Consider the following 12,858-nt stretch of genomic DNA (forward strand, 5'->3'; position numbering starts at 1 on the left):
TTCAGAATTATTTGTTATTTGATCTTGAACTCTATGCTGAGTTTCTCGCCATTAAGCTTAAAGATCTTTTCATATAAGCTGCCGTATGTTTTATTCAGCACACCGTTCAGCAAAACCTTGCAACCAATGTTTTTATCATAAAGCTTTGCAAAATATACCGCCGACGAAGCGGTCCCCACAATTTGCTTTACGATCCCCGATTTAATAACGTCCTCGCCTGTGATGTAATCTTCCAGCTCAAAATACTCGCGGTTGATATACATTTTTAGTTCCTTGGTTGTAGCGCAGTAGTTTTTCACTTCCGGAAAAGCCTCAAGCAATGTCTCAACGGTTTCGCCCCAGCCGGGCAACAACAATGTGTCTACCCGGTTATCGGCCAGTTTCTGCCTGATTTCTTCAGGGATCTCCGCGGGTTTTGAGGTCAGAACCGGTAAAGTATCCTTTGCCAAGGCGGCCTTAAGTGGATACAATTGAAAGAAACAAGTATCGGCTAAGGCCTTTTTATATTCAAAGTACGAGTAAAAGGCTTTCATGAAACCCTTTAAACCATTACCTCTTAATGCCACGCAAAACTGAAAAAGCTGAAATGCATCGATAACGCCGTCAGATATATGAACTATAGTCAGATCCTTGCCTCTTTTTCGCCTCAAGACCGGCACACATTTATAAAAGGCACGTAAGTTACCTATAGGCAATGCCAGTACCTGGTAAGGTTGCAGGGTATCTAAAAAATCAATAAACTTTTCGGCCGTAAGCCCTTCCCGATCTATTTCGTAAAACGAAGGTATTACATCGATATCGGTAAACCATTTGGCAACGTCGGCACTGTTAATGCGCGAAAAATCTTTGTACGTCACCACAGATATTTTTTGGGGCTTATAATGATCGATGATGCTAAGCAACTCAACCTTATCTGTTGGTTTTTTAATTACCGTTATTAAATGCCTTTCTTCCGCCATTACAAATCGCTGAATTGATGAATGTAGATTAATGCCAGTTCACTCATTTTCAGATTGTTGTAACCAATAAAGTCGATGCCGTTCACAGCGGCAGCCTCGTAATCGTTTTTGGAGTCGCCGATTAGCGCTACTGTTGATTTATCATAGCCATATTGCGTCAGCAGATCGGCTACGATCTGTTTTTTCGGCGTTGGTGATCCGTTAACACTCTTAAAGAATTTAGCCAAATCCAATTCCGATGTAATTTTGCGCAACTCATTACCGTCAGATCCCGAAACCACGTGCATTTCGTATTTATTCAAATTTTTGCGAATAAATCCTACCGAATCCATGATCAGCAATTCTTCGTTGATCAGTAATGACAGCATGATCTCGCTGAAAGATTTGGCCAGATCGTTCACCTGTTCATCGGTGATCTCCTCGTTGCGGATGGTATTGAAAAAATACCGGAATTTATGGTAGCGAGATAAGCCACCATTTTGCTCGTGGTATGCAAGTAAGTCTTTAATTTGCTCTGCCGGAAAATCTGCCAATACCTTTTCAAAGCCCATTCCCCTTATTGGCATTGAGTCCATTATTACTCCATCAAAATCCCAAAGGATGACCTTATACTGCTCAAGCATCGTTCAACAATCTATTCGTAACTTTTATCACATCTTCAGGATTATCAACAGCAATTGAGTGGCTTGACAACTCAATCATCCTTACCTCAAAACCTAATTCCAAAAACCGCAAAATTTCTATATCCTCTTCGTTTTCCAAAGGCAGTTTAGTTTGAGTTTCTGCAAATTTGTTTAGCGCCTTAGCGGGGAAGGAATAGATGCATACCTGCCTCCACCCTTTAACAAATTCAAATGCCTTATTCCCAGGAATAGGGCTTCTTGACATGTATAGTAATCGTCCATCTGGTCTAAATACCACTTTTGGGATCGACGCACTGCGATACTGTTCCTCCGTTTCTATCGCGCAAAACCCATTTATGATTTCCTCGCTACCCTGTTCAATCTGAGTTAATACCTTTAAAATATCATTGGGATCAAAAACAGGCTCATCACCCTGAACGTTAATGTAATAATCCGCTTTAATAATATTGGAAACTTCTGCAAGCCTGTCCGTTCCAGTTAAACAATTATCTGAAGTTAAAAGGACATTCATCCCATGGGCATCGCAATGATCAACAATACGCTGATCTTCTGTCGCTACATAAACAAGATTCTTATCAACAGCTTTTATACATTGCTCATAGGTCCTTAAAAGCATTGACTTACCCGCAATTTCGACTAAAGGCTTTCCAGGAAAACGGGAAGATTTGTATCTTGCAGGTATTACTACTATAAAATTCATATTTTAATCAATCAAGCTATATAACGATTTCTCTTTTAGAAGTTTATAATTTGATGTGATAAGTGTGTATAATTCCACATCGCTGTTACTTTCGATAAAGGAGGAAAACAAATGCTCATTTTCCAGGGTCAACGTTCTTTCCTTAACAGAAACTGGCATATCTTGGTAACCATCATAGCCAATAAGATAAATTTTTTCTGCATTTAAAGCCAATGCTGTTTGTAATGCAAGCGCTGTATGCGAATCTTTATAAGATTTTGTAAAATCTATTGAACTTAACTCATAAGTGCGATCATAAACAAGCTCGGGCACATAAGTTCCCATTTTACGCGGAAAGGGAGGTAATATTGTAATTCCGTCGAAATCACCAAAATCGTCGAATACCTTTTCCATACTCCGACCTTCGTTACCAACTAAACAAAAAATTTGCCTGCTTTTTAAATCTTTATATTTAGGTGCATATTTTGAACTGGCATGAATAACAGTGATGTCAGGTCTGCTTTTCACAAACTCCAAAACAGCCTGGGAGTGTTCTGACGCACTTTTCCCCCCGGCCACAATCAGTACCTCCTTAGATGAATCCAATGGTTCAAAAACTTTCAGCTTTTCATTATCCTTTACCTTTTCCTTTTGATTTTGTAACGCTTGAATTATACTGTTAAACGAATAAAAACGAGTAGTAACCCAATCCATCACATCCTTTTGCGGCAAAGAATTAGACCCGGATATCATGTATGGTAAATTAGTGCCCCATTGATATTTATTTAACAATCCATCAAATTCGCTCACCACATCCCCAAGAGCATTAAAATCAACGGCCAGATCATATTTGGTGTTCAACACTGACAGCAATAACTCGGTTTTAAGATTTCCGGCACCGCGTCCCATACCCCAAACAGTTGAATCGATGATATCTGTACCATTTTCAATAGCAGTAAGTGAATTTATCAATGCCATCTCTAAGTTATTGTGCCCATGAAAACCTAGTTTACATGACACCTCGCTTCTAACTAATTTAATGGTTTCTTTCACATCTTCGGGATACACCCCGCCATATGAATCTACCATATAAAAATAATCAGCTATGCCGTTTACAAATTTAAGTTCACTTAAAAACTTAGGAAATTGATTCCATTTAGACATATACATTACATTGAACCCAACCTCAAAACCCATTTTCTTTATGGCCTCGGCTAGTAATAGGGCCCTATCAAGATTCTCCGGGTCTATAGCTATCCGAACCATATCGATGATTCCTACAACGGGTGTCAATACTTTATCTACATCTTCAACGCGTATATCTTTTTCGTTTAAGATAACGACCAGTTTTTTATTTGACTTTTTCCTTATGTCAATTAATTCATAAGATGGATTATAAAAATACTTTCCATGATAACCTGCCAAATCAATGCTTCTATACCCAATCTCTAAATAATCAACTGGCAACTTATTCATTGAACTGATGTACTGATCAACCAAAGATTTTTCAAAATCCCAATTAGTGTAATATCCACCATCCCTAATTGTACAATCTAAAATTTGGATCATATTAACATTTTTGATTAGTTTAAAAAACCTGCCTTTTTCCCTTTATTAAAAAGTATATAATTATCTCTATTCTGAATTATTACTTTTTATCCTTCTTAAACATTCGTTGAAACAAATTTTCCTTGGTTTCATTTTCAAAGTAGCCGTAACCGTAACCGTAGCCGTAGCCGTAACCATAACCATAGCCGTAGCCACCGTAACCATATTCCTTGGATACTTTTATATCGTTAACTACAAGCGCTATATTTTTTGCCTTGCCTGTCTCCTTCAATTCATCAGCAACTCTTATTTGACTCTTCTGAGTATATTTATGACGAACAAGATATAAAGTCATATCTGCCAGGGGCATCATTAACTGTGCATCTATCACCATCCCTACCGGTGGCAAATCCATTATTATGAAATCAAACTTGGTCTTAAAATATTCAATTAAACCGGCCATCTTATCGTTCATAATTGTTTCGGCTGGGTTTGGAGGAACACCACCTGAACTTACTATAAAAAGATTGTCGTCAATACCGGACGGTTTTATTATATCTTCTGGTTGTAGATCATCAGAATAAATGTAGTTACTAACTCCAAAGGTATTGTCCAAATTAATCTTTGCAGAAAGCGTTGGCTTTCTAAGGTCCATTTCCATTAACAAAACTTTCTTATTTGATATAGCCAAAATAGCACCCAAATTTAAAGCGATAAACGACTTACCTTCGCCAGACATACTCGAAGTCATCAAGATAGTTTTGCACCCTTTGCCCGTCAAAAAATATTGAAGATTAGCGCGCATTGCCCTAAATTGCTCAGATATACCAGATCTTGAATTTAGAGTTACCACCTGTTCATGAGAGTCATTATGACTAATTTCTGCCAGTATCGGAATCTTGCTTAACGACTCAATATCTTCGCGACTTTTAACTTTAGTACTAAAGAAGTCAATGACAAGCAATGTTATAATAGGGATCAATAATCCGAGTACAATAGCAAAAAACAGAACAACCGCTTTTTTCGGGCTTATTGGTAAATCACTTGCCTTAGGTGGATCAATCACTCTTGTGTTAGAAATTGTAGAGGTCTTAGAAATTGCCGTTTCTTCTCTTTTTTGCATCAAATAAACAAACAGATCTTGTTTAACTTGTTGTTGCCGAGTTAAGTCCAGGTACAATCTTGCTGTTTGCGGAATGCCTTCAACWTTTGAATTAAGCGCGTTTACCCTGCTTTGTAAACTCTTTTCTGTAATCAACAAAGAACGTCTGCTGCTCTTTAAATTTGATAGCATATCAAGTCTTAAACCCGCTATCTGCTGATCCAAGTTAACAATAAAGGGGTTAGATTCTGTAGTCGAAAGCAGTTGTCTTTCGCGTTGCAAAATTAACGAGTTATATTTTTCAATTAAGCCGGCAAAAGAAATATCCTGAATAAGTGTTCCACTTGGGAAAACCCTTTTTTTACTGGCTTCGTCCGTTAAATATGCTTCTAAATCGTTTAATATTTTAATCTGAGTTTCTGTTTTTCCAAGCTCCTCAACATATCCGCTGCTGAGCGCAACCATATCCTTTGCCTGAGCAGGAATATCTATAATTTTTTTCTCTTGCGATAATGATTGTACCTTGCCCTCTACATTACTCAACTCTTTATTGACGAATGCAAGCCGACTGTCAATAAAAGTTATAGTGCTGTCAGCAATACGGTTTTTATCATTCAAATTTGATTCCTGATATTTATTCAGCAATTTATTTAAAATATCTTCACCTTTTTGAGGCAAGGAATAATTAAAACTCAATTCTATTACCGAAGCTGTCTTTATGGGTACTGACACACTTAGTCTTCCCATGTACTCGTAAACTTTAGACTCCAGAGGATAAATGGCAAATGAATAACTACCATCTAAAGATTTTACATCTGCCGACTTCTCAATAACAACTTGACCAACACCGTCTAACAAAAACGGTTGCCCCAATTTCAAATCCATTTTAACTTTATCACCGGTTAAAATAAAGTTTTCGCTTTTAGCGTTAAACTGAACATCGTAGTTGTTGTACTTAACAGTATCGTTTTTACGTATGTAACGTAGTTTAAATGGTGAGGAATACAATTCCATTGAACGCACAAATCCTTTGCCRTAATAGGTAATATCTGCGTTCATTTCTTTTACAACTTTTTCCATTAAATAATGCGTCTGAACGACTAGTTGCTCATTATCCACATTACTTGTAGGGTTAAAAAGGGAAGACAAATCGGCTAATCCACCAGATCCGGTACCGGTTGATTTGTCGTCCTTAATTAAAACCTGGGTTGTTATAGTATATATTGGCGTGATGTATCTTAAATAAAACAGCGCCAGGGCCAAGGTTAAAACTAAACTTACCAAAAACCAGGGCCAATTACCTAAAATATTTGTAAAAATAAAACTTTTAGCTTTATCGTCTTTTTCAAAAATTACTTCTGAATGTTGATCTTGTAGATTTGACATGAAATGAGGAGCTATCTTTTAAATTATTTGAATCGAACGAGTATAAGAGCTAAGACTGACACTATAGACACCAAAATTGTAATGGTTCGTGTATTTGGCGCATTGTTGATGTCTTTTTTTGCATTATTAGGCTCGACGTAAACAACATCGTTCTGTTTAAGGAAATAAGAGGGCGATTCAAATACTTTTGCAGAAGTTAAATTTATCCTGCTAAATTCCTTTCTCCCATCTATATCATGAATGACGAGTATATTTTCTCTCTTACCATAAATGGTCAGGTCTCCAGCCAAGCCTAGGGCGTCAATTATAGATACTTTTTCATTTGGCATTGTATATGTTGCAGGTCTGTTCACCTCTCCAATTACAGTAATTTTGAAATTCAAAAAGCGAACCTGTACTGTTGGTGATTTGAGGTATTGAGAAGCTACCTTTTGTATTGTATCGGCAGCTTGATAAGTGGTAAGCCCAATTACTTTTATTTTGCCTATCAAAGGCAACTCAATAACACCTTCTTTATTTACAAGATAACCACTACCACTTTGCTGCCCCTGTGAAGAAGTTGTTTCTGCGGATTGAGCCAAGGGTTGATTCACAATTGCTGTAACCGCTGGATCTATAGTCTCTATGCTAACCCCTATGATGTCATCAACCTTAATTAAGGGTGTTTTATATTCGGCCAATTGAATACCATTAATAGCTCCCGAATCTGCAAGATTACTAAAATATGTAATGTTCTTAGGAGTACTACAAGACGATAGAACCACTGTTGAAATAGCAAAAACTATAAAAATTGCCGCTAATTTATTTTTAAAAATGTTCATTCGTAAGGATAGATTGATTTTAGCAAATGTAATAAAAAATCTCAGTTAATACCAAATTCATACTAAATTGATTAAAAAAAAATAAATTTTTCGCTTTTTTCTAGGCATAAATTAAAAAATCACAAATGAGAAGATATTCTTACTTCCCAAAAAAACATCAATTTCAAATATTTTTTATACTTAATGAGCAGATCATCATCGATGACTTTTAACATCGTAGCCGAGTTACACGATTAATAAAAATTAAAAGAAAAGTAATAATTAAAATTTCATTTTTAGGGAATCTCTGTATTAAATATTCCAGTTCTAAATCAAAAGAAGCAATTTAAATTTGGACACAATCCAGTTACTAATTGTAAATGAAATTTCTCAAAAATGCTTCTGATTATTGACACTGCTAATCACATATATAATCAAACGCCATCTTAATGTTTAAAACAGAAACTTAAACTTCCCTAATATGGTTTAAAAGCACAACGATACAATTAACTTAATGGCAACTAATAATCGAGCAAACCACTCCACCTTATTAAAGTTTCTTTATAGCCTACAGATAGGCCAAAAATAAATATTCTATTTATCCCCTTATTTAATCGATTATAAATACTTTACTCATATTTCGTATACTAATAGGAATAAATATCCTCTAACATCTTCGAAATATTTTATGGCCTACTAATGCTATGTATGGGTTCTCAAGCTTGTCCCATAGTACCTCCAAAATCCATGGGAAATCCCGACGGATCTTGCTGAATTTTAATTCTTCCATTCAAATTTTCAAATTTTTCTATGTTGTCTTCCAGCGCTGCTAATAGCCGCTTTGCATGTTCCGGTGTTAAAATTATTCGCGATTTCACTTTTGCCTTGGGTACCCCGGGCATAACCCGAATAAAATCAAGTACAAATTCCGAGCTTGAATGGGTGATGATGGCCAGGTTGGAGTAAATGCCTTCTGCAATTTCTTCTGAAAGCTCAATATTGAGCTGATTTTCGTTTTGTTCTTCCATGCTACTAAAATACCAAAAAGACCCACTTTTCTTCATAGTCTTTTGGTGTACTTATTTTTCCTTATTCAATGCAAATCCATCTATGCCAAATAAGTTGATGCTAGAACCAGCAAAGCCGCCATTTGTTTTAACTAAATTAAATTTTTTATATAAAAAAGCCCCCGGTTACGCGAGGGCACTGAAAAAGCAGGTATTTATCAAAAGAGGCTGTTTTCAACATAGAAAACAGCCTCTTTTTGTTTGGCCTATTCGGATAGGTGGTGAAAAGCACTTTCGTATAGACGATTCTCAGAGCCTCTATTTTACTTGTACGAAACCCTCTGTAATCCTAAAGGACTTTTTCAGTGCCCTCGGCTGCGCCAAGGGCTTGGTATAATTTCGAAGCTTAAAATTATGCTTCTACTTCTTCAGCTTTTGAAGCCATTAAGCGGTCAAACTCTTCCTGTGAGCCTACACGGATATTTTCGTACTCGCGTAAACCTGTACCAGAAGGAATCAGGTGACCTACAATAACGTTCTCTTTCAAGCCAAGCATTAAGTCCTTCTTACCTGCTATTGCAGCTTCATTCAGTACTTTGGTAGTTTCCTGGAACGATGCGGCAGAGATAAACGATTTGGTACCTAATGATGCCCTGGTGATACCCTGTAGTATCGGGCTTGATGTTGCAGCTATTGCATCGCGCACTTCAACCAATTTTAAATCTTTACGTTTTAAAATAGAGTTCTCATCACGCAACCTTCTTAATGATACTATCTGACCTGATTTAAGCGTGGTGGAATCACCTGGCTCAACTACAACCTTTTTGTCAAATATTTCATCATTCTCGGTCATGAAATCCCAACTGTCAACAGCTTCACGCTCAAGGAAACGGGTATCGCCGGCATCCTCAATAGCTACTTTCTGCATCATCTGGTGAACAATAACTTCAAAGTGTTTATCATTAATCTTCACACCTTGTAAACGGTAAACCTCTTGTATACCATTAACCAGGTATTCCTGTACTGCAGCCGGGCCTTTAATAGCCAGGATATCGGCAGGCGATATTGAACCATCTGATAAAGGCATACCTGCCTTCACAAAGTCGTTATCCTGTACAAGGATGTGTTTTGACAATGGAACAAGGTATTTTTTGATCTGGCCATCTTTTGATTCGATGGTCATTTCGCGGTTACCACGTTTAATACCACCTAAGGTCACCACACCATCAATCTCGGTTACTACAGCCGGGTTAGATGGGTTACGTGCTTCAAACAACTCGGTTACACGTGGTAAACCACCGGTGATATCCCGGGTTTTGCCAGTTGAACGAGGGATCTTGGCAATAACCTGTCCGGTTTGCAGTTTTTCGCCTTCTTCAACGGCAATGTGTGCACCTACAGGAATGTTATATCCTTTTATTACGTTACCTTTTGTATCAGTTATTTGGATTACAGGGTTTTTAGTTTTATCCCTGGTATCGATGATTACTTTTTCGCGGTGGCCTGTTTGCTCATCAGATTCTTCACGGAAAGTGATACCCTCTAATACAGCATCAAACTGTGTTAAACCTGCAAACTCGGATATAATAACCGCATTGTACGGATCCCATGAACAGATACGGTCGCCTTTGGTTACCTTACTGCCATCCTGAATGTACAGATATGAACCGTAAGGAATATTGTTAGTAACAATTACTTTGTTACTGCCCTGCTCAACTATACGGAACTCGCCCGAACGGCCTAACACCACGTCAACTAAACCTTCTTCGGTTTTGTATTGAACGGTACGTACGTTTTCAAACTCAATGATACCATCAAATCTTGCGTTAATCTGTGATTCGGCAGCAATGTTTGATGCGGTACCACCCACGTGGAATGTACGCAGTGTTAACTGTGTACCCGGCTCACCGATTGACTGTGCAGCAATTACACCAACAGCTTCTCCTTTTTGCACGCGTTTACCGCTTGCAAGGTTACGACCGTAGCATAACGCGCACACACCGCGTTTGCTTTCGCATGTTAATACCGAACGAATTTCAATACCTTCTAATGGCGAGTTCTCGATCTTTTTACCAATCTCTTCAGTAATATCCTGACCTGCATGTGCCAACAATTCGTTGGTGATAGGGTCATGAACATCATGTAAAGTGGTACGACCTAAGATACGGTCATATAATGGCTCAACAATATCCTCGTTGTCTTTTAACGCAGTTGTATAAATACCTCTTAAAGTACCGCAATCAACCATACCAACAATCATATCCTGGGCAACATCATGTAACCTACGGGTTAAGTAACCAGCATCTGCAGTTTTTAACGCTGTATCCGCCAAACCTTTACGCGCACCGTGGGTTGAAATGAAGTACTCTAATACCGACAAACCTTCTTTAAAGTTTGAAAGGATCGGATTTTCAATGATCTCGCCACCTGAACCTGATTTTTGAGGCTTAGCCATCAAACCACGCATACCTGCAAGCTGACGGATCTGCTCTTTAGAACCACGCGCACCCGAATCAAGCATCATGTACACCGAGTTAAAGCCCTGGTTATCGTTGCTCAGGATGTCCATCACATTCGCTGTTAAGCGGTTGTTGATACGTGTCCAGATATCGATAATTTGGTTATAACGCTCGTTGTTGGTGATGAAACCCATATTATAGTTACCCATTACCTCTTCAACTTGCTTAGAAGCTGTTTCAATCAGTGTAACTTTTTCTGCAGGGATATTAATATCCTTCAGGTTAAATGATAAACCACCCTGGAATGCCATTTTGAAACCTAATTCCTTAATATCATCAAGGAACTGGGCCGCACGTGCCATACCGGTAATTTTCACTACTTCACCAATAATATCACGCAGTGATTTTTTGGTTAGTAATTCGTTGATATAACCTACCTCAACCGGCACATGCTGATTAAACAACACGCGACCTACTGTAGTATCAATGATTTTGCTTACAATTTTTCCATCACGATCTTTAATAAAAGCCTTAACCTTGATAAAGGCGTGCAGATCAATCTTTCTTTCGTTGTATGCAATAATTACTTCTTCGGCAGAGTAAAAAGTTAAACCCTGGCCTTTTACAATACGTCCTTCATCAGTTTTACGGCCTTTGGTTATGTAGTACAAACCAAGCACCATGTCCTGTGATGGTACGGTAATAGGAGTACCGTTTGCAGGATTCAAAATGTTGTGCGATGCAAGCATCAATACCTGGGCTTCCAAAATTGCCGCGTTACCAAGTGGTACGTGAACAGCCATCTGGTCACCGTCAAAATCCGCGTTGAATGCTGTACAGGTTAAGGGGTGCAATTGAATCGCTTTACCTTCAACCAATTTTGGCTGGAACGACTGGATACCTAACCTGTGCAGCGTTGGCGCACGGTTTAGTAATACAGGGTGTCCTTTCAATACGTTTTCCAAAATGTCCCAAACTAACGGGTCTTTACGGTCAACAATCTTTTTGGCAGATTTTACTGTTTTAACCACACCACGCTCAATCATTTTGCGGATGATAAATGGTTTAAACAGCTCGGCAGCCATATCTTTTGGTAAACCGCACTCGTGTAATTTAAGGTTTGGCCCTACAACAATTACCGAACGGGCAGAATAATCCACACGTTTACCTAATAAGTTTTGACGGAAACGGCCCTGCTTACCTTTCAAAATATCCGAAAGTGATTTCAAAGCACGGTTACCTTCTGTTTTAACAGCGTTAACTTTACGTGAGTTATCAAATAACGAATCTACAGCTTCCTGTAACATACGTTTTTCGTTACGTAAAATAACTTCCGGCGCTTTTATCTCGATCAAACGTTTTAAACGGTTGTTACGGATAATTACACGGCGGTAAAGGTCATTCAAATCTGAAGTTGCAAAACGACCACCTTCTAAAGGCACTAACGGACGCAACTCAGGCGGGATAACAGGAACGATCTTAACGATCATCCACTCAGGGTTATTCTCGATCCTGGTTTTTGCATCACGGAAAGCCTCAACAACCTGTAAACGTTTTAACGCTTCGTTTTTACGTTGTTGCGAAGTTTCGTTTGCTGCCTGGTGGCGTAAGCTAAATGAAAGCTCATCCAAATCAAGGCGTTTTAATAATTCTTCCAAAGCCTCGGCACCCATTTTGGCAACAAATTTCTGAGGATCTTTGTCATCAAGGTATTGGTTTTCTTTCGGAAGGGTATCTAATACGTCAAGGTATTCTTCTTCAGTAAGGAAATCCATTTTGTTGATTCCGTCTGCTTCTTTAATACCTGGTTGTATTACTACGTAACGCTCGTAGTAAATAATTAAGTCTAACCGTTTTGTTGGTAAGCCCAGTAAGTAACCAATTTTATTTGGCAACGAACGGAAATACCAGATGTGTGCAACAGGAACTACAAGGTTAATGTGGCCCATGCGCTCACGGCGTACTTTCTTTTCGGTTACTTCAACACCGCAACGGTCACAAACAATCCCTTTGTAACGGATACGTTTGTATTTACCGCAATGGCACTCATAATCTTTAACCGGACCAAAAATACGCTCGCAGAATAAACCATCACGCTCAGGCTTGTAGGTCCTGTAGTTGATGGTTTCTGGTTTTAAAACCTCACCACTTGAACGCTCAAGAATGGACTCGGGAGAGGCCAGGCTGATAGTAATTGTGGTGAAATTACTTTTGATTTTATTATCCTTTTTGTAAGACATAGTCTCCTTGTTTTTTTAAAGTTGAGGTGAAAGG

The 12,858-nt window shown here is 38.4% G+C and carries 8 protein-coding genes; all 8 read right to left on the reverse strand.

The window, feature by feature from the left end:
• Window positions 1-14: 14 nt before the first annotated feature.
• A complete protein-coding gene (locus AC1DO4_RS04195) occupies window positions 15-959 on the reverse strand; it encodes a hypothetical protein (RefSeq protein WP_477413281.1) in 945 nt (314 codons plus the stop codon).
• Window positions 959-1,582 (reverse strand): HAD family hydrolase, encoded by a 624-nt coding sequence (locus AC1DO4_RS04200; RefSeq protein ID WP_477413283.1) that lies wholly within the window; start codon window positions 1,580-1,582, stop codon window positions 959-961. Before AC1DO4_RS04200 ends, AC1DO4_RS04195 begins: the two co-directional genes overlap by 1 nt.
• Window positions 1,575-2,303: a 3-deoxy-manno-octulosonate cytidylyltransferase gene (locus AC1DO4_RS04205; protein ID WP_477413285.1), complete on the reverse strand. Its 729-nt coding sequence runs from the start codon at window positions 2,301-2,303 to the stop codon at window positions 1,575-1,577. The genes AC1DO4_RS04200 and AC1DO4_RS04205 overlap by 8 nt, the downstream gene beginning before the upstream one ends.
• Before the next feature lie 3 nt (window positions 2,304-2,306).
• Window positions 2,307-3,851 (reverse strand): aldolase catalytic domain-containing protein, encoded by a 1,545-nt coding sequence (locus AC1DO4_RS04210; RefSeq protein WP_477413287.1) that lies wholly within the window; start codon window positions 3,849-3,851, stop codon window positions 2,307-2,309.
• Window positions 3,852-3,930: 79 nt separating this feature from the next.
• The gene (locus tag AC1DO4_RS04215; protein WP_477413289.1) at window positions 3,931-6,318 is read right to left on the reverse strand and encodes a GumC family protein; all 2,388 of its coding nucleotides are present in this window, start codon (window positions 6,316-6,318) and stop codon (window positions 3,931-3,933) included.
• A 23-nt stretch (window positions 6,319-6,341) separates the two neighbouring features.
• A complete protein-coding gene (locus AC1DO4_RS04220) occupies window positions 6,342-7,139 on the reverse strand; it encodes a polysaccharide biosynthesis/export family protein (protein WP_477413291.1) in 798 nt (265 codons plus the stop codon).
• 695 nt (window positions 7,140-7,834) lie between these two features.
• A complete protein-coding gene (locus AC1DO4_RS04225; RefSeq protein WP_477413293.1) occupies window positions 7,835-8,146 on the reverse strand; it encodes a DUF3467 domain-containing protein in 312 nt (103 codons plus the stop codon).
• 391 nt (window positions 8,147-8,537) lie between these two features.
• Window positions 8,538-12,824, reverse strand: a complete 4,287-nt coding sequence (gene rpoC, locus AC1DO4_RS04230) for a DNA-directed RNA polymerase subunit beta' (protein ID WP_477413295.1) — start codon at window positions 12,822-12,824, stop codon at window positions 8,538-8,540.
• Window positions 12,825-12,858 lie beyond the last annotated feature (34 nt).

Source organism: Mucilaginibacter sp. P5_A6 (genome assembly GCF_056400585.1).

Bases quoted from the DNA above. Each gene is read 5' to 3' on its own strand.
- rpoC (WP_477413295.1), bottom strand. From the start codon at position 12,824: ATGTCTTACAAAAAGGATAATAAAATCAAAAGTAATTTCACCACAATT.
- AC1DO4_RS04210 (WP_477413287.1), bottom strand. From the start codon at position 3,851: ATGATCCAAATTTTAGATTGTACAATTAGGGATGGTGGATATTACACT.
- AC1DO4_RS04205 (WP_477413285.1), bottom strand. From the start codon at position 2,303: ATGAATTTTATAGTAGTAATACCTGCAAGATACAAATCTTCCCGTTTT.
- AC1DO4_RS04195 (WP_477413281.1), bottom strand. From the start codon at position 959: ATGGCGGAAGAAAGGCATTTAATAACGGTAATTAAAAAACCAACAGAT.
- AC1DO4_RS04220 (WP_477413291.1), bottom strand. From the start codon at position 7,139: ATGAACATTTTTAAAAATAAATTAGCGGCAATTTTTATAGTTTTTGCT.
- AC1DO4_RS04225 (WP_477413293.1), bottom strand. From the start codon at position 8,146: ATGGAAGAACAAAACGAAAATCAGCTCAATATTGAGCTTTCAGAAGAA.
- AC1DO4_RS04200 (WP_477413283.1), bottom strand. From the start codon at position 1,582: ATGCTTGAGCAGTATAAGGTCATCCTTTGGGATTTTGATGGAGTAATA.